Origin of the sequence: Oleiphilus messinensis (assembly GCF_002162375.1) — a bacterium.
Taxonomy (GTDB): domain Bacteria; phylum Pseudomonadota; class Gammaproteobacteria; order Pseudomonadales; family Oleiphilaceae; genus Oleiphilus; species Oleiphilus messinensis.
This window is the reverse complement of sequence record NZ_CP021425.1, coordinates 943,354-962,368: the sequence shown is the minus strand read 5'-3', so window position 1 is coordinate 962,368 and position 19,015 is coordinate 943,354. Positions and strand designations below refer to the sequence as shown.

Below are 19,015 nucleotides of genomic sequence, written 5' to 3'. Positions count from 1 at the left end.
TCCGCGCCTCCACTTTGAGTCTGAATAAAAAAAACCGGGTAGCCCGTCGGCCCCCGGTTCTTCGGAGTGTTGTCAGACGACGTTTGAACTAGACTTTTTTGCCCAATTCCAGATCGTAGCCAACCACACCCTGATTACCTGCCGCATTAGCTTTATCTGCTGCAGTATAGATCATACTGATCTTGGAGAAGCTGATTGCCAGATTTTCGAAAGGAGGTCCCGAATCACCAGCAGACATGCTGTACGAACTGAACAGCGCATTTTCAAGCTCGTATTTAACGTATTCTTCAACTTTGTCTGCGCCCGTTTTCACCACAGAAATAACAACTTTCTTGCCGTCGGCCCCGACCAGACTCTCTTGAAACAGCCCTGAGGATGCGCCATCCATGACCTTGCTGATCGAAACTTCACTGATACTCGGGCGAGTCGCTTCCCGGTTTGACATGTTACCCGCTTCCATCGTGATACCACGACCTACACCAAATTGAACATTTTCCAGTTTTATCCAGTCGGTGTACCCCTCTGCTGTTACATTCCCTTTGATTGATCCGCCGTCCCATTGCATGAAAATTGCCATGTTAGTATCCTCTGCTTCACGTATTTGATGATCGATTAATCACAGTACCCAGAATCAGTTTGATCATTGAACACTGCTTGTATAATGATTAAAGCGATTTTAATCCTTGGTATCCCTCACGGAAATTCGGCGAAGTTCCGCTTACTTTGTTAGCTTAGACGCAATTCGGGATTCTGGGAAAATGACAACAAAAAACCGGTTTCAGCAAAAACTGAAACCGGTTTTTTCAGGCTACGTCACAATGTGTCGGTAAAACACCGTGTCGGTATAACACCATGTCGGTAAAACACATTGTGGCCGAAATTAAGTACTTATGCTTTTTTGCCGAGTTGCAAGTCATAACCCACGATGCCTTGGTTTCCGGCAGTATTACCTTTATCTGCAGCAGTGTAGATCATGCTGATTTTCGAGTAGCTGATCGCCAGGTTTTCAAATGGAGGGCCTGAATCGCCAGCAGACATGCTGTAGGAGCTGAATAACGCATCCTCCAACTCATACTTCACATATTCTTCAACTTTGTCTGCACCGGTTTTAACCACGGCAATAACGACTTTTTTACCATCTGACCCCACCAGACTTTCCTGGAATAATCCCGATGATGCACCATCCATGACTTTACTGACGGACACTTCACTCAAACTTGGGCGCGTTGCTTCCCGGTTGGACATGTTGCCGGCTTCCATGGTGATACCACGTCCTACGCCAAATTGTACATTTTCCAGTTTTATCCAGTCTGTATAACCTTCCGCGGTGACGTTACCTTTAATTGAACCACCGTCCCATTGCATGAAAATTGCCATATTCTTACCCTCGTAGATTTATCATTTAACAATTCGCGTCTTCGCTTGGATCTGTAGATTCCAGTTCGCTGTTCTCCCACCTTGGTGAACTCGCTCAGTCACTGTTGTCACCGTGGTTACTTATAAAGGCGATTTTGGCCTCAGCAGACCCTCACTAAAATATCGGAACTGGCTCACAGTTCGGCGACCATCGATGCAACAGCAGAAAAACCTGCGTCTGTAGGCAGGCAAATTGAATTCAATCAACTAAGATCAGTGTGTTATCACTTGGCAATTTCGAAGCAAAACGCTATGTTTTAGGCAAGGAATGTCCCATTGCAAAGATTGCAGGAAATCTGACCTATGCCGTCATCATATCCCTATTCGGAGGGGCCACAGATGTTACCACCTTCGCCGCCCGGCCCAAGCACAAGCCAGACCCGAATCAAATGGTACCAAAGCCTTCAGGTTCGGATCATCATTGGCCTGGTCACAGTACTGATCGCGATGATCATTGCAGCGATTGTTGTACTGCAAACACTGGGACGCTCTATTCTTATTGATGACAATATCAAACTGTTGACGCAATCCGGTCACCGGGTTGTCACTGAGTTGAGCCAGCGAACCAAAATGGCGGAAGCGATGACCCGCGATCTGGCCCAGTTGGGCGAAGGTCTGGGTCAGTCCCCGGAAAAGCTGCATAAAGTGGTACCGGAAATCCTCAATCCTTATGGCTATGGCTCGGTTATCGCCGGAGGAGGTGTCTGGCCAGAACCTTACCAATTCGCTCCGGACAAAAGGAGGGACAGTTATTTCTGGGGGCGCAACCAGAAAGGATTACTGGAATTCTACAATGACTACAATGATCCAAATGGACGCGGCTACCACCAGGAAGAATGGTATGTGCCTGCACAATATTTGCGGCATGAAAAGTGTTATTGGTCAAAATCCTATATGGATCCTTATTCATTCGAGCCCATGGTCACCTGTACCGTCGCCATTACAAAAACAGAGGGCAACAACAGCCAGTCGGTCACTTCACAGTTTATTGGGGCGGCTACGCTCGACTTGAAACTTCAGGGCTTGAAAGAATTTTTTGACGAACGAGCCCGTGAATTTGGCGGCTACATTTTTGCAGTTGATCGCAACAATAAACTACTGTCATTCCCGGATACAACCGTTGCCACCCTGCGCACCCAAACTTCCGAGGGCACCGCGCAGGAGTTTTTGACGGCAGAAGAACTGGCAAAGCATTCCGAACGCTTTAAACCGGTTGCACAGGCGTTGCAACAAATCAACGACAGGATCATCTTCGAAGCTCGAAAAAAGCCGGACTTCAATCAACAGCTCGCCCTCGATATCGCTACAGGCAGCGACCAGATCAATGAAGAGGAAGCAGCGTTAATTGCAGCGACATTACTGGATCCGTTTGATTTGAATAACACATCCCAGATTGCTTTCGGCCCATTGGAACTCGAGCGGGATATTCTCTTGAACGAGCCGGTTTGGGTCACCGGCTTTTTAATGCCGGAAACCTACTGGAAAGTGATTCTGGTCTCCCCGGAGCGGGTTGCTACATCCCGCGCCAATGAAGTCTCCAGCCAGGTTTCGTTGGCACTGGTACTTATGCTCTTGGTCGCTATGTTGGCAGCCTATATTTTTCTTCAACGGGTTCTGATCAAACCGTTAACACGGATGTCGGCATCACTGCGCACACTGGACGCACAATCCAGTCCCCGACACCTGGTTTTGCTGGATGACCAGCGGGCAGACGAACTCGGACAGGTTGCCTATTATTTCAATAAACGGACAAAAGCCTTACAAACGTCAGAAATCCGCTTTCGCTCCGTATCACAAACCGCACAAGATGCAATTGTCATCACGGATGATCAAGGTTTGGTGCTTGACTGGAACCATTCCGCAGAAGAAATGTTTGACTACAACGCGCAAGAAATAATTCATCACCCGATCGCCCTGATCCTGCCCAGCATTGACGATGGTCAGTTAAAAGTCGTCATGGGGCAATTAAACGACAGTGTCGAGCAACAGGAATCGGACACGATGCTGGAAGCTCTGGCGAGGCGGAAGACAGGTAACGAAATCCCCGTCGAAGTGGCATTATCCAGTTGGCTTGAAGGCAACGATCGTTTCTTTGCTTTTTTTATTCGCGACATTACAGACCGGATTCGAGCGCAAAAACAAATGCAGTATCTGGCAATGCACGATACGCTGACGGGGCTACCCAACCGGGTGCTGTTCAATGACCGGTTGTGTCGAGCACTTGAACGCGCCCGACGCCAACAACAAAAAGTTATTCTTCTGTTTCTGGATTTGGACAACTTCAAGGTGGTCAATGATTCCCTGGGTCATGAGCAGGGGGACAAGTTACTGCGCAAGGTTTCTCTGCGCCTGCTTAAAACCGGACGCACATCCGACACAATCGCACGCCTGGGCGGCGATGAGTTTGCCATGATTATCACCGAAATTGATGATGCCAACATTGTCTGCTCTTTGGCTGACCGCATTATTGAAGCCATTTCCCAACCTTACCATATCGAAGGCAACGAAATGCATATCGGTGTCAGCATCGGTATAACCGTGTTCCCGGATGATCATCACGAACCTGATCAATTAGTCCGGAACGCCGATATGGCAATGTATCGCGCAAAAGGGGAAGGTAAAAACACCTACCGACACTACATCGATGAAATGGATGCCGAAATCCAGCGTCGCAGACTGTTGCAAACGGACTTGAAGCGAGCCTTGGTTAACAATGAGATGTTTATCGAGTATCAGCCACAAATTGATATTGCCACCAATCGCCTTGCGGGGGCAGAAGCACTGCTGCGCTGGCAACACCCTGAGCGGGGCAGAGTTCCACCCGATGAGTTTATCCCCCTGGCAGAGCAAACCGGCTTGATCGTCGAAATTGGCGACTGGGTACTGGAAGAGGTTTGCATGCAAATCCGGGCATGGCAAGATGCAGGATTACCACAGGTACCCATTGCCGTGAACCTGTCATCCGTGCAGTTCCGGCGAGACGATCTATTAGAACGAATCTGTAGTGCAATGCATGCTTATGACATCAATCCGGGACTGCTGGAGTTTGAGATCACGGAAAGCTATGTCATGAATGATCCTGATGCCGCCATTTCCACGATGTTTGACATGCGTGAATTTGGGGTCAAGATATCCGTTGATGATTTCGGCACCGGTTATTCTTCGCTCGGCTATCTGCGACGCTTTCCCGTGGACAAAGTTAAAATTGACCGCTCGTTTGTTACCGATATTGAACATGATAAAGATAGTGCCACTTTGGCAAAAGCTGTGGTGCAACTCGGCCACTCTCTCGGCTTAAAGGTCGTCGCAGAAGGGGTTGAAACCAAAGGCCAGCTTGAGTTTCTCCAAAATCAATATTGCGATTTGGTACAGGGCTACCTGTTCAGCAAGCCCTTACCCGCCCGAAAATTCTCAGAGTGGCTCGAATCAAGCTCAATAAATACCCCCGTTCAGCACCTCGTGAGTTGACCATACGCGCTAATCACACTTCCAGTTAAGCAAGTTATCACAGCGAGCTTGTCTATACGGGCAAACTGTTTATCCCCAACGGGAAAAACAGTCCCGTATAGAAGTTCAGAACTCGGTTTTAACTCTGAGAGTTCCCGCTATACTGTAAAGTTGCTAAACATCATTTTTACGAATACTTCACTCGGCACTCGCTGCTGCATTAAATTAATGCCGGACTTACGCCAACTCGAACCCAACACGAGGTCAGTATGGGAATAAAAATAAAGAGCCCTGTTCAGCAATTACAATTACCTCTCGCCATTGCCCTGATCACCAGCCAGGGGCTGCTCAAAGCACAGGAAGCACCCGAACAGGAAAACCAGACCAGCACTAAAAAACTTGAAGAAGTTATTGTCACGGGAACCAAAACCGGAGCCAAATCCTTGCAAACGGTCCCCAGCTCGATTACAGCGATCAATTCAACCGGCCTGGAAGAAGCAGGCATGGAAAATATTGAAGACCTGAAGCTGCAAACACCCGGGCTGAATATTAACCGCAACGGCCAGGCCACTCGAATATACATTCGCGGTATCGGTACCAACCTTGACTTTGTCGGCTCCGACCCGAGCGTGACCGTACATATCGATGGCGTCTATCAGCCACGTCCGACGACATCGCTAATCGATTTTCTGGATGTCGAACGGGTGGAAGTGCTCAGGGGCCCCCAGGGGACACTGTACGGCCGAAACTCAATTGGCGGCACGATCAATGTTATTTCCAAAACCCCGGGCCCCGAAACCGATGCAAACGCGAGTGTGCAACTGGGCAACTACGATGAAGTACGCGTGAACGCCAATCTCAGTGGCGAAATGGCAGAAAATATCTACGGCTCCATCGCAGTACAAAAAGCCAAACGTGATCCTTATGTCGATAATGTTTCCCCCACGGGCATCGACGGCTTAATGGATGAAGACAGCACGTCCACACGAGGCGCACTGAGGTTTTTGTTTGCAGAGCGTGGAGAATTAATACTGAGAGGGGATTACACCACCATTGACGAGGCTACAGGTGCTTACAAGTCCACCGGACTCGGGGTTACCGGCCAGCCCGCGCCACTTGGAGAACAGGTTATTATTCCCTCAGATCCTTGGGATATGCATATTTCCTATGACGACCCGTTTGTTGATCAAAAGGCTTGGGGGACATCGGCCAAATTAAGCTGGGATCTCAGTGACGAATGGACAATATCATCTCTGACAGCTTACCGGGATAATACATTCGATACTATTGAGGACACGGATGGCAGTAACATTGATGCACTGGTAACCGAACTTGCAGAGCGTCAGGATCAGCTTTCTGAAGAAATTCAGCTGAACCTGACGACAGACCGAATGAGCTGGGTCGCAGGCTTGTTTTATCTGGAGGAAGAACACAGCACGCTCGGTATCGTAAATGTCAACCTTCCAGGACTGGCCAATAATCTCGATGCACAAAACGAGACCACAGCATATGCCCTGTTTACAGAAGGTACGTATGCTGTGACTGAGAACTTGAACGCATCGCTTGGCTTACGGTACAGCTACGAAGAAAAAGAATTTAATAATGTTCAACGATTAATGGCTGGCACAAACCAAATTGGCGGTTTTGAAGTATCGAACAAAGATGACTGGGACGCTTGGAGCCCTAAAGCCTCTGTCGATTACACTTTCAACAATGGTCCCATGCTCTACGCCACAGTGAGCCGCGGCTTTAAGAGCGGCGGTTACAATTTCACATCTGGTGATGCCCAATATGATCCGGAATTTGTATGGTCTTACGAATCAGGGGTCAAAACAGAGTTATTAGATAGCCTAAGAACGAACGTGGCCTGGTTCTATTATGATTACACCGATCTTCAGGTGTCAGCCTTCACTCAACCGGGCGTTCTATCAATCAGCAACGCTGCCGATGCCACCATTTACGGGGTTGAACTGGAAACCGAATGGCGCCCCATCTACGATCTTCTGATCGGTTTCAACTATGCCTACCTGAAGACCGAATATGACAAATATCTGGCGCCCAGTGGCCCAGTTGTGGTCGATGTTTCTGGCAACAAATTGAACAGTGCCCCGGAACATAAAGTCAGTACCGTTGTGCAATATGAGCATTTCATCGGCATTGGCACGCTGCGTTATCGTGCAGAGTGGTCCTGGCAGGATAAAGTCTATTTCACTGCCTTTAATGAAAACGTGTCATCACAAGGTGCCTACTCGGTAGTGAACGCCCGAATTAACCTTTTATCTGCGGACGAACGCTGGGAAGTACAGATTTTCGGTGAGAATCTCGGCGATGAAGACTATTCAACTTCAAGCCGTGAATTTCCAGCAGCCTCCACAGGGGTGACCCGGGATATTAATCCCCCCCGGACTTTCGGTGCAAAATTCACTTATCATTTGATTTAATCGGTACAATCAATACGACAACAAAAAACCGCGCAGTGCGCGGTTTTTTGTTGTGTGATGAAAAGTCGGTTACAACAATTACAGAATATTGCCCAGATTAATCAATTGCGTTTCACCACTGGAATCGTCAACACCATCGTTATCGTTAACGATCAACACATCACCATTACCCAGAACGGCGGCACCTTCGATCTTCTCAGGGATATGACCACCTGCAGCAGCCAGGTTATCCATCAAGTCATCTACGAGGGTTTTGCTGATCACATCACCGTCGTTCAAATCCGACAAATTGATACGATACAAACGCTTGATTGCCGCATCGGGCCCACCTTGATTATCACGCTCAAGTACCAGGAATTCACCATTACCCAATGCTGTCAGATCTGACAGACCAACCCAACCACCCGCTTGAGACTCACGGGGATCAAGTGGGTAGAACAGGAATGACCAAGTCGAGCTCGCGAGATCAAAAATACCAATCCGGGCATTGTCTTCACCGTTCCATGCACGCTGGAATGCAACGTACACTTTGCCATCTGCTTCAGTCACACCTTCGAAGCCAAAGCGCAGTTGTACCGCATTAACGGCTTCAGGCAGCGTAATAACGCGCTCTATTGTCCCAGCAGCACTGGTCTTCAGAATCATATTAAGGCTGTTGATCGGGCGGTTAGTTTCACCCATGGTGCCGGAGCCTTCAGATGCAACCCAGAAACCACCATCACTGGCCACAGCAATCCCTTCAGGATCCAGATTAACGGTCTTATCCGAGTTAATCATCGCCGCCAGATCCGCCTCATCAAACACACTTACGCGGGTATCATCATCAGCTGCAACCTGTGCATCATCCAACTGGACTACGGAAAGGCTTGCCAAAACATCATTTACGTCTTTCAATACAATATCTTCAACCAACATTGCCGGCTTCTGGCTGACATCCAGTTTGAAAATACGACTCTGTTGATAGAAGCTGTCCTGAATGCTGTAAACCACATTGTTGTCATTTGGGTCGGCAGCCAAGCCAGAGAGGGCACTCCAGGGAATGGGTGTACCGTCAGCACGATTTGTGGACTTGATGGTTGGGTACGCCGGGGTAGACCCATTGTACTGATAGATATTCAGGGCACTGCGAATTTTATCACCACGTGCATCTTCTTCACTCGCGGCAATCAGCAGATTTCGCGATGGCAAAGCCAACAGACCTTCAGGCGCGACAGAAGCAGGCAGAACTTGTTTTAACTGAGCCTGGCTGGCATTGTCGATATCATAGACAAAAACCACACTGGAGCGCTCAGACGCTACAAACAGGTAATCTTTACCACCGAACTTGCCAAAATCTACGTTCTCAGGTTCGTTGCCCTTGTTCCCTGATCGCGCGTCAGGATAGTGACCATGGCTGACAACCACATGTTCCAGCGCATTGCCTGGCGCATAAACAACTTCTCCAGCGGTATTGAATATCGTGAAACCGCGGCTCCCGCCATCCATATCCCCTTCATCAGCGGTTGCGAACAACTCGGTGGACAACCAGGTAACACCATCTGGCTCACGAGGAATATTATTCTGGGTTTCAGTCAGCGATATAAGCGCCGGATCTTCTTCGGTGGTATCAATTTGTGTCAGATTTACTGTACCTGCACTAAAGTGGTTGACGATCGAACCATCCACCAGATTAACCAGAACGATATGATTGTTCTCCTGCAGAGTTATGACCGCAACATTATCGGCGTTGATATCGACATACTCCGGCTCGGGATCTTCCGGGAATTTCGCAGCCAGTCCGGTCATATCTACACTACGAGTAGTCCATTGACCCGGTTCACCCTGCATATCAATAATAATCAAGCCACCCGCTGGCATTTGAGGCGGAATCCCTTCACCTAAGTCTTCATCACGCTCATTCTCAATCACAACCACGGCGTAGCTTTTGTCCGGGCTGACAGCGATGGAATCAGGTTGACCACCCAGTTGGATCGTTGTCACAAGATTTTGACCGGGAACATTGATCACAGCGAGTTCTCCACTCACATTCACAAAGTTCTCGGAGGTATTGATTGCAGCAAGCGCATAATCACCGTTTACCGCAACCGATGTCGGCTCGCCGGAAAGTGCAACGGTTCCCATGGGTTTAGGGTTAGCTGGATCAGAAATATCAACAAAACCCAGGTTTTCCAGCTGGCTATCGGTATAGATCAGTGTCATTCCATCGCTGCTGGCAGCAACAATCTCTGCTACCGTGGTTTCATCGGTATTACAGTTGGAATCGATTTGTTGGCAGATTGGAAAGGTCGACACCCGGTTGAAATAGGTGTCATTATTATCATCATCGTCATTACAGGCCGTGAGGTTAAGGCACAATAGGCTGGCCGCCACGATCTGACCGGAAAGCGCCAATTTAGAACTTGGTGACTTTACACGCATGAAATATTTACCTTCTGGTTACATTTTTTAAGACGGAAAAGAGTGTTGAAGAGCCTAAAAGAAATGTATTACCAGAATGTTTCAATTCAGAAACAAATTACGGGTCATTCACAACGCGAATCCAGACCGGATCTGTCCACTTAACAGCGCAACAAGCTTATTCAGCTCTATCGCAACAGGGCTATAATCTCGACTGGAACATCTGCGAAACTTACAGCCAATGTCTGTAGATATCAACGGAAACGACAGATATCTACATAACCTGAAGCACAATCCAGGTAATAATCAATTATCACCATGATGTGGATGGTCAATTCGTTCAATAAGTGCCCTGGCAAAATCCTGGCGGGTAATAATACCCACCATTCTGCCTTCCTCCATTACAGGTAACCGTCTGCGCCCTTTCATAAACAAGTCTGCAACCACCAGAATGTCATCATCAGCTTGCACACAATCCACTTCTGCCGACATGTGGTCGGCAACTCGATCTCCTGCCTGCTGATAATATCCACCCATCAGCGCTTCTTTCAAGCAGTCGATTTCGGACAAAACCCCCACTAACTTGTGATCATCATCCAGCACAGGGGCACCGGACCGCCCGGCTTTCAAAAGACTTCGCAGGGCCTCTATAACACCATCTTCAGGTTTGAATGACAGCACATTGCTGGTCATATAATCTCTGACTTTGACTGAATGCATAACTTACACTCCGCAGTTTCGAGTTTTTTGCTAACTCTTGAGGTTGGTTATAGGCGCATGGGCGCACCTTTTTTGTTATTTTTTCTGCAACCAGGATCTACAATATTTCCGACAACATTTATGGTAACAACTATGGTAACAACAACAACTTACCCCGGCCTCGGCCTGTTTCCGCAAGCGTGTGCGCCTGTTGAACCTGAGCCAGTGTAAAAACTGTACTGATATGGGGTTTAACGTCTTCAGTATCGATTAAATCCGCTATTTCTTCCAACTGCTGTGCATCAAAGTGAACCGTCAAGCCGGTCACCTTTATCCCTCGCTCTTCCCCTTGAGCAATAATATCTTGCGCCGAGATCGTTGGCACGGTAACCATTTGCCCATGAGAAGAAAGCACATCCAGCGAGCGCAACCCCACGCCTCCACCTACATTGTCCAATACAAAATCCAGACCATAACAGACTGTTTCAAATGCGGTGCTGTGGTAATCAATCACTTCATCGGCCCCGAGCTCAAGCAGGAAGTCGTGATTATCAGGGGAAGCCGTTGCGATAACGTAGGCATCAAGGGTCTTTGCCAGTTGCACGGCGAAATGACCAACGCCACCAGCAGCAGCGTGTATGAGTATTTTACTTTCTGCCTGAAGGCTGCCAATTTCAAAAAGGGCCTGCCACGCGGTTAACGCGGCGAGAGGAACCGCCCCGGCATTGGCTACCGGTATGGAACCTGGAGCTGGAGCGAGCAATTCCTTTCGTGTAACCGCAAACTCACTGTACGCCCCGCCCTGATCAGGGAACGGCGTCATACCAAAAACTGCATCGCCTATCCGCCATCGCCCAACTGACTCGCCCACGGCTTCAACCCAACCTGAAAACTCATAACCCGGACTCCAGGGGAAATTTCCACGAATTCGTTCGGCTGCAAAACCAAGCCCCCGGCGCGTTTTAAAGTCAATTGGATTAATGCCTGCACCCGCAACGCGCACCAGCACTTCACCTTTGCCCGGTTTTGGCACATCCGTGTCGACTACCCGCAGCACATCCGGATCGCCGAAGGCTATAATTTGAACTTGCTTCATGGTTTGTCTCCTCCCGAACCCGGTTTTAGTCTGGCACTGACTCTGGATCAGAGTCATCTCTGATCATGATTAAAATTGCTTTACCTGCCCGCGTATAGGCCGTATAGGGCCCTGCAATACATTCCGGGACACTTTCAGGTGCAACTACTTTAAAACCAAATTGTGAATAAAAGACTTCCAAATGAGCAAAGGGATAACACCAGCAGTATCTTCCCTGCAAGTATTGTTCGATTACTTGCTGCATTAACACACTGCCTAAACCTTGCCGCTGAAACTCTGGCATAACCCAAAGTCCCCTGAGAAAAAGCCGCCCTTCCACCGGACACAAACGAACCGCTGCACGAATAATGCCGTGAGCTTTTAGAACGAATACGACATCATCTCCCCGCGCCTTCCCTTTATGACCAGCCTCTTTGTAAAACCGGTTAACCAATGGAAATTGAATCGGGGCTAAACGCTCAACAAGGTACACCAGCGGCCTCCAGTCCGGCCCTGTGTGCCGTAACAAATTCCACAGGCATTTTACTCAGCCTTCCGCTTTTCAATACGATACAGGCAAACTGCATCTTCGCCCGCAATACAACTTTATGATCCTGATAGCGCACCAACTGGAACTCACGGGTGGATTGATATTTGAAATCCGAGGAGGTTATCCATGTCCCCAGCAATAAGTGATCACCAGCATATGAAGCGGCCAGATAGTCCACTTCAGTCCTGACAATGGCCATTGCACGACCCAGTGCTTCTTTTACATCCCAGCCCAGACCCAATTCCGTTATATGCCCCCATGCGGCGTCTTCAAGCCAGGCAAGGTAACGGACATTGTTGGTATGTCCCAGGCGATCCGTGTCTTGAGGTGAAACGTTTATATCGGTCAAATAGGGGTTTGGATACTGCCAATCGATTTCAGTGTTTTCGTTCATAAGCGGTTGAATCAACATTCAAGTAGTTCCTGTGGTCGTTGGCTGACATTATTATTGTTTTAGTTTGGCTTCGTCCAGTGCTTCAGAGACCCATTGAGAGAGTTGTTCAGGCTCAATGTCCGGGTAAATGTGGCGTAAAACATCCAGAAAGTCCGCGAGCAGACCCTCATTATTCTTATTCTGAATCATCTGCGTCATTTCAATAATGTGATCTCGCGCCTTGAGCTGGATGGGATCAGCAATCGCAAAATGTTCCAGCAAGGCATCAATTTTCAGTTCAATATCACCGATCCGGTTCCGGAGGTGTTTGTACTTTCGCTCTTGTCCCTGCTTGATATTCTTCAGCTTTCGCTCAAGGTCAGAGTCATGTTTCTTCGCAATATCTGTTTCTTTGCGGATGTCGAGTGAACGCCCATAAAGCTCATTAAGAATGTACGACGTATCATGATCAAGACGCATGATATCGGAAATCATGCGATCTACGCCTTGCTTCAATTCTCCATCCATGGCTTCCACTTGGGCCTCCAGCTTACTCACAGCATATTTGAACCGATTCAGAAACTGTTCACTCTCACGATCCATAAACAACTGGAGCATCTCGCTGGGTTGCAGCACTCTGTTACGACCATCTGCCCGGATAGCATACTCTCCGGAAGACGTGCAGTAAGGCCGCTGGGACCCGGTTCTGATCTCGATACGCAAAATCGGCTTGTGTGCCAGGTTCTCTGTAATGATTTCAATATGCACCGGTGGAATGCAGCCTAGTGCCTTATTCTGAATTTGCAAGCGCGCGCCGTCATCCACATCACACCCGACAATCCGACCGCGCTGAACGCCATCTTCAGACGTAAACTCCTCAACTCCGAGCAGCAAGGCTCCACCTTCTTCAGAGTTGGCAAAAGCAACCAGTGATTTCTGTTTCACGCCATTAGCGTTTCGTTTGAAATCAACCGCACTGTTTTCCGTCCCTAACAGCAAAAACCGTGTACGACGGCTCAACCGACGATATTCGCGCTTACGAGCGACCACTCAATTCATCCTGGCCCGCAATGCTTGTTACCCGTTTTAGCAGGTGAAAGCCAAATTGCTGGTCATCATCAAACCAACTCTGTTGCCGCTCAAATCCCGCTCGCGAGACTAACTGATCCAGTCTTTCAGGCGAGTATTTATAGGAATTTTCGGTGTGGATCGTCTCTCCTTGCTGAAAATCGACCGTGCGGCTCCCAACCTTTACAGAATGTGCACGATCACACCGGAGGTGCATTTCGATCCGCTCGGATGTCTCATTGAAGAATGCTTCATGGTGAAAATAGCGACGATCAAATTCGGCCCCGATTAAACGGTTAAGATGATCCAGCATATTTAAATTGAATTCTGCCGTGATACCTTGGGCATCGTTATAGGCAGCGTGCAGTACATCGGCATCTTTCAACGTATCAACGCCAAGCAACAATGCACCATCATCCCCTACGAGCTCAGCGAAATTACGAAGCAAACCTGCCGCTTTTTCAGGTTCAAAGTTCCCAATCGTGGATCCTGGAAAAAACGCAACCCGTTTTTCCCCGTCAAGTTCACCGGGTAAACGGTTCAATGTCGTAAAATCTGCACAGATGGCATGAATATCCATATCCGGATACTCTCTGGAAAGTCGGGAAACCGCTTTTTTCAAATAGTCTCCGGAAATTTCAATGGGCGCATACGCCGCAGGAAAACGATGCTGCAGCAGTTCCCGAACCTTTTGACAGCCACCACTACCGGGCTCAATCAATAATGTCTCTGAATCCAGGGCTTGCGCAATCTCGGCACCAAATAGCTCCAGTATCGCCTGTTCTGTGCGCGTTGGGTAATATTCAGGCAGCCGGGTTATTTGATCGAACAATTCTGATCCGCGTTCATCATAAAAATATTTCGGTGATATCGTTTTCTGTTCCAGTTGCAAGCCATCAAGGACCTGATGGCAATGGTCTGTGGTATCCTCACCAGCAACCTGATAAAAACGAACCAATGATTCAGTTGAAAACTCCGTGCTCAAAGGTAGCATTTGGTTATCCCTTTATTTTATTTATGTCATTATCGCGCTAGACGCAGTCCGCTGAATTGCCAACGGTCAGCAGGATAGAAAAAATTGCGATAGGTGGCTCGAATGTGCCCCTGAGGTGTGGCAATCGAACCGCCTCTCAAGACCAGCTGATTACACATAAATTTCCCGTTATATTCACCAATTGCGCCCTCTGCTGCCCGATATCCCGGGTAACTTTGATAGGGGCTCTGAGTCCATTCCCAGGTATCACCATAAAGCTGTTGAACGGTGTTCTGAGAAAGTGACTCAGAAAGGCCAACCGGGTGATTGCGCTGCGGGTCAAAAAAATTACCTTTTATCGTTTGGGCTGTTGTCGGGCATTGGGCTATAGTCGGGCATTGGGCTGTAGCCAGCATTTCCCACTCATCCTCACGCAGTAACCTGGCACCTGCCCAGCGCGCAAAAGCATCGGCCTCATAATAACTAATGTGCACAACCGGCAGGTTGGGATCAAAATCTTGCAGGCCATGCAACGTAAACACCGAAAAACTTGACCCGGCTCCCGTTGTCTCGGCATCAGGAACCCAATATAACGGCGCACACCACTTCTGTTGTTGAACTTCCGCCCAACCATCCGCTAACCACAGGAGCGGATTTTGATAGCCACCGTCTTGAATAAACTCCAGGTACTCACCCTGAGTCACCAGGCGATCCGCAACTGAAAATGGCTGGATGAGTCGTTCATGCCTGGGGGTTTCATTGTCAAAGCAGAATGCATTGGCGCTGGCATCAACTCCTGTCGGTATATACCCGCCTTGTATATCAATATACCGAGCTCCCGGGACAGGCTGGGCATGCGCCAAAGGGGCGGGATTGTATACCGGATATAATGGATTTAATGACAAGTTATACTTGAGATCGGTTAACATTAGCTCCTGATGCTGTTGTTCATGGTTCAATCCCAATACAAGTCGTTGGGATATCGCCATCGCATCGGGATGCTCACTCAAACTTGCCATCAGTTTTTCCAGGCTTTTGTTCACAGAAGCTCGGTATCGTGCAACTTCCGCGACAGTGGGTCGGGAAAGCACTCCGCGCTGGGGTCTGGGAAACTGCATCCCCACCCCGTTGTAATATGAGTTGAACAAGTATTCGAAACGCGGATGATAAGGCGTGTAATCGGCGAGAAAGGGCTTTAGAATAAAAGTTTCATAAAACCAGGTTGTGTGAGCTAAGTGCCACTTGATCGGACTGGTTTCGGGAATAGCCTGAAGACAATAGTCTTCAATTTCGAGCGGTTCTGCAAGTTTTTCCGATATCGAACGAACTTGAACAAAGCGCTGCCAAAGATCATTACAATCAACATTCATAATAAGTCCGCAAATAAAATTTGGACAAATTCAAATCGAGTATCCGGTAAATATGGGTGGCGTCCCATGATGCGCTATTCACCAACCACATCAAGCCTGCACACTGGGCACAATACCGATTTGACTTAATAATCAATCCACACGGGAACAGATTGACAGATTTATCGCACTCTTATGACAACTTGACGACTGATTAGTTGTAAGATAGTTCAATAAAATGGATCTACAAGGCAGGAATTTGCGCCCGTCACGTCTTCCGAATCGATGAATATTACACAGGCAAAGGAAAAATATATGATAATCTGGGTCGACGCAGATGCTTGTCCAAACCCGATCAAGGAAATTCTGTTTCGCGCAGCAAACAGGATGAATGTGCAACTAAATCTCGTAGCCAATCATGCGATTAGAACTCCGCCTTCAAAAATGATCAAGTCATACCAGGTCGCTCAAGGCTTTGACAATGCGGATAATCACATCGCAGAACATTGTCAGGCGGGTGACTTGATCATTTCCGCAGACATTCCTCTGGCCCATGCAGTTATCGAAAAAGGTGCGAAGGTAATTGACCCCCGGGGAAATGAACTCACCGAAGAGAATATCAAGGCGCGACTCACCATGCGGAACTTTATGGAAGAAATGCGCAATGCGGGCATGGCAACGGGTGGGCCGCCTCCACTTTCTCAAACGGACCGTCGTGAATTCGCCAATGCACTGGATCGATTTCTTGCCCGCAATCAATAGCACAAGGTACTCAACGCACCGCACAAGCCTGGAACTGCGATGAAATTCAAAGCGATGAAAGACACACTGCCAACAAAATTTATGCTTGAAAAATAAAATGGTAAAACTGGCAATAAATACTGTGCTCTTTTAATGCGAATTGTCAGCTGTCCCGGCTTTTGACACCTCCTTAATTTATTCGACAGCAAACAGACAAGGAAGAAAATATGAAGTTTATTTCCCATATACTGCTATTCATATTTGGCGGTATTTTTTGCCTGGTAGGTTTGAATGCCTTGTTCGCTCCAGCAGACCTCATGGAGCCGATTGGAATCACTCTGAATACCCCAGGCGCATTCAATGAAATTCGTGCAAACTATGGTGGTATGCACCTGTTTTTTGGCCTCTTTTTTGTAATTTGTTCCTTCCGTCTGCAGACCTTGAAAATTGGCTTTGGTCTGGTTGCATTGTTTCTCGGGGGCCTGCTCTTTGGGCGCATTACAAGCCTGCTTATCGATGGACCCGCAAATCAGTTCGTTTTGAATTTGACCTACTTCGAGAGCTTTATGTTTTTGGTTTCAGGCCTAATGTGGAAAATTGTGAAAACCCCGACCCCCGCCTGGGTGCCCTGAGCATTGGCTTAACGCCAAAAAGATAACTTGCAGGCCAATATAAAAAAATGATGTAATACTTTAGTCTAATATCCTATAAGGACCGAAAGCAGGAATTCCGGGTGGATCTTTGACGAAAATTTTATAAAAAATAAAAACAAAGTCACATCAGTGTTACCACGGTACTGATTGGAATCGGTACCACACAGGTAAACTGTGAACAAAACCAAGGATGAAAAATGTTACAGGATGCACCTATCCCTCCTGGGCCACTCACTCAGGCGGTTTTAAATTGTATCACGCCGAACGAACTCACCACAGCTGCACGCAGGCAAACTTCACCAGGCAGTATTCGCGCCTATCTTTTCGGACGGCCGGCTATAGAATTGCTCTGCCGAGGGGTTACACAGAGACATTCAACCCATCAAGTCAGTCTTGAGTTCAAAGTTGCAAAACTGGTAAATCGACAGGATATTGTACTGCACAACCATCTGGACCAGCATTACCGACCACCGACGCTGCAGCCCACGTCCAGACATCGAAAGGGTCCGCAGTTGCTTCATGATGAATTTGATCGCGATGCCATTCAACTCGAGCGACGATTTATTCACTCTCCGGTATGGGTTTACTGTGCCGCCCCGGAAGATGTAGCAACTACGTTACTCTGGCATTGTAGCCAAGAACAATTATCCGTTATCTCAATGCTGTTGAGTCTACCGACGTTCTCGCCTGATCGCTTTATTGATCGCGCAACCGATACCATTCGGCATTACCCGGCATTAACATCAAAACTCTCAGCCAATCTTGCATCTGTTATGAACCTGTTTAGAGCCCAACAAGCAGCCTGACAGACTGGCCGGGGAACCCTGAGCTATGCGTCAGTTTGGCCAATTTTATTACCTTACTCAATCGCCAGACTGGTGACCTCAACAACGATCAGCAGCTCAACGGTACGGAGCATATACTATGAATGATAAATCACCTGTCAGCCTGACTGGATATTTTACCGGCCAGGTTTGGTGTGAGAATGCCTATTCAGAACCCGAAATGGGATCCGTTCTCGGCAAGAGCCTTTACTATATTCATCGACCGGTAGGTTGGCTGAATGAACGGTTATTCGGCAATAATCTCGAAACAATGTTAATCCAACGGCATAAACTCATCGATGCCTTAACGCTTGAGGCCATTGAACAAAACCCTACCTTACAAATTCTCGAGATTGCCAGCGGCTTATCCTCGAGGGCACAACGCATTCTGAAACAGGCAGATGATGCTGGCCTGAACATCCGATATGTCGAAGCCGATTTGCCACAAATGGTCAACTGGAAACAAGCACGCCTCGGCAAGCTACGCTTCAGCCATCCAGAGCACAGTGTTGAACCGATCAACATCCTGCGCGAATCCGGACCATTGAGCTTGAACGCTATCCTGGACTCGCACTTTGATCGCAACAAACCCATACTCGTGATCACGGAAGGTTTAGTAAACTACTTTGAACTGTCCACCATCGAAAACTTCTGGCGTTCTCTGCGAGGCGCTCTCGCCACGTTTAAGCATGGCGAATACATTTTTGAAATTTGGCCCAAACTCCCCGTTTATCAGGAACAACTTACTTATCATTGGGGAGTGAGTCTGATCGAAATGTTTACCCGGCAACGGGTCCCGCTGCACTACACGTCGGATGAATCTGTAGCGCAGGGATTGAAAGAGTGCGGGTTTTCAACGGTGAACGTGCTCAACCCAAACGAAGTCTCGCAGCAATACGGATTGCCTAAAATGCAAGGCGAGTGTCTGTTTCGAGTTACCCGGGCAATCGTATAAACGCCCGGCTCACATCACGGTTCCGTGACCGGGATCCCGTATCTGGTTGGGCAA

The 19,015-nt window shown here is 48.1% G+C and carries 16 protein-coding genes; 6 read left to right on the top strand and 10 right to left on the bottom strand.

All coding sequences use genetic code 11. From position 1 onward, the window contains the following. Positions 1 to 88 precede the first annotated feature (88 nt). Both OLMES_RS04330 and OLMES_RS04325 read right to left on the bottom strand, forming a co-directional pair. Complete coding sequence (locus OLMES_RS04330) at positions 89 to 577, bottom strand: Hcp family type VI secretion system effector (RefSeq protein WP_087460122.1); 489 nt, start codon at positions 575 to 577, stop codon at positions 89 to 91. 311 nt (positions 578 to 888) lie between these two features. Continuing rightward, on the bottom strand, positions 889 to 1,377 hold the full coding sequence (locus tag OLMES_RS04325; RefSeq protein ID WP_087460121.1) for an Hcp family type VI secretion system effector: 489 nt from the start codon (positions 1,375 to 1,377) through the stop codon (positions 889 to 891). A 342-nt stretch (positions 1,378 to 1,719) separates the two neighbouring features. Here OLMES_RS04325 and OLMES_RS04320 point away from each other — a divergent pair, with 342 nt between their 5' ends. Continuing rightward, positions 1,720 to 4,884, top strand: coding sequence for a bifunctional diguanylate cyclase/phosphodiesterase (locus OLMES_RS04320; protein WP_087460120.1), 3,165 nt, complete (start codon positions 1,720 to 1,722; stop codon positions 4,882 to 4,884). A 248-nt stretch (positions 4,885 to 5,132) separates the two neighbouring features. Continuing rightward, a complete protein-coding gene (locus OLMES_RS04315) occupies positions 5,133 to 7,304 on the top strand; it encodes a TonB-dependent receptor (RefSeq protein ID WP_087460119.1) in 2,172 nt (723 codons plus the stop codon). A gap of 78 nt (positions 7,305 to 7,382) precedes the next feature. Here the strand turns inward: OLMES_RS04315 and OLMES_RS04310 are convergent, their stop codons facing one another. The 8 genes from OLMES_RS04310 to egtB form a co-directional block, all read right to left on the bottom strand. Beyond that, entirely contained in the window at positions 7,383 to 9,722 is a 2,340-nt protein-coding gene (locus OLMES_RS04310) for an esterase-like activity of phytase family protein (RefSeq protein WP_087460118.1), read from the bottom strand. 285 nt (positions 9,723 to 10,007) lie between these two features. Beyond that, positions 10,008 to 10,421, bottom strand: a complete 414-nt coding sequence (locus OLMES_RS04305) for a CBS domain-containing protein (RefSeq protein ID WP_087460117.1) — start codon at positions 10,419 to 10,421, stop codon at positions 10,008 to 10,010. Positions 10,422 to 10,551: 130 nt separating this feature from the next. Beyond that, positions 10,552 to 11,496: an NADP-dependent oxidoreductase gene (locus tag OLMES_RS04300; RefSeq protein WP_087460116.1), complete on the bottom strand. Its 945-nt coding sequence runs from the start codon at positions 11,494 to 11,496 to the stop codon at positions 10,552 to 10,554. Between the two features lie 25 nt (positions 11,497 to 11,521). Then, positions 11,522 to 11,968 (bottom strand): GNAT family N-acetyltransferase, encoded by a 447-nt coding sequence (locus tag OLMES_RS04295; RefSeq protein ID WP_157678130.1) that lies wholly within the window; start codon positions 11,966 to 11,968, stop codon positions 11,522 to 11,524. Continuing rightward, positions 11,955 to 12,437 (bottom strand): acyl-CoA thioesterase, encoded by a 483-nt coding sequence (locus OLMES_RS04290; protein ID WP_198343213.1) that lies wholly within the window; start codon positions 12,435 to 12,437, stop codon positions 11,955 to 11,957. Before OLMES_RS04290 ends, OLMES_RS04295 begins: the two co-directional genes overlap by 14 nt. 33 nt (positions 12,438 to 12,470) lie before the next feature. Then, complete coding sequence (locus OLMES_RS04285) at positions 12,471 to 13,448, bottom strand: AlbA family DNA-binding domain-containing protein (protein WP_087460114.1); 978 nt, start codon at positions 13,446 to 13,448, stop codon at positions 12,471 to 12,473. After that, positions 13,435 to 14,460 (bottom strand): L-histidine N(alpha)-methyltransferase, encoded by a 1,026-nt coding sequence (gene egtD / locus OLMES_RS04280; RefSeq protein ID WP_087460113.1) that lies wholly within the window; start codon positions 14,458 to 14,460, stop codon positions 13,435 to 13,437. Before egtD ends, OLMES_RS04285 begins: the two co-directional genes overlap by 14 nt. A gap of 29 nt (positions 14,461 to 14,489) precedes the next feature. Further along, positions 14,490 to 15,809, bottom strand: coding sequence for an ergothioneine biosynthesis protein EgtB (gene egtB, locus OLMES_RS04275; RefSeq protein ID WP_087460112.1), 1,320 nt, complete (start codon positions 15,807 to 15,809; stop codon positions 14,490 to 14,492). 294 nt (positions 15,810 to 16,103) lie between these two features. Between egtB and OLMES_RS04270 the strand changes: the two genes are divergently transcribed. The 4 genes from OLMES_RS04270 to OLMES_RS04255 all read left to right on the top strand — a co-directional run bounded on the left by OLMES_RS04270 (position 16,104) and on the right by OLMES_RS04255 (position 18,961). After that, on the top strand, positions 16,104 to 16,550 hold the full coding sequence (locus OLMES_RS04270; RefSeq protein WP_087464324.1) for a YaiI/YqxD family protein: 447 nt from the start codon (positions 16,104 to 16,106) through the stop codon (positions 16,548 to 16,550). Positions 16,551 to 16,756: 206 nt separating this feature from the next. After that, positions 16,757 to 17,161: a DUF4345 domain-containing protein gene (locus tag OLMES_RS04265; RefSeq protein WP_087460111.1), complete on the top strand. Its 405-nt coding sequence runs from the start codon at positions 16,757 to 16,759 to the stop codon at positions 17,159 to 17,161. 218 nt (positions 17,162 to 17,379) lie between these two features. Continuing rightward, positions 17,380 to 17,988 carry a hypothetical protein gene (locus OLMES_RS04260; RefSeq protein ID WP_087460110.1) on the top strand — a complete coding sequence of 203 codons (609 nt, stop codon included), beginning with the start codon at positions 17,380 to 17,382 and terminating at the stop codon, positions 17,986 to 17,988. Positions 17,989 to 18,106: 118 nt separating this feature from the next. Continuing rightward, a complete protein-coding gene (locus OLMES_RS04255; protein ID WP_087460109.1) occupies positions 18,107 to 18,961 on the top strand; it encodes a class I SAM-dependent methyltransferase in 855 nt (284 codons plus the stop codon). The last annotated feature ends 54 nt before the right edge of the window (positions 18,962 to 19,015 follow it).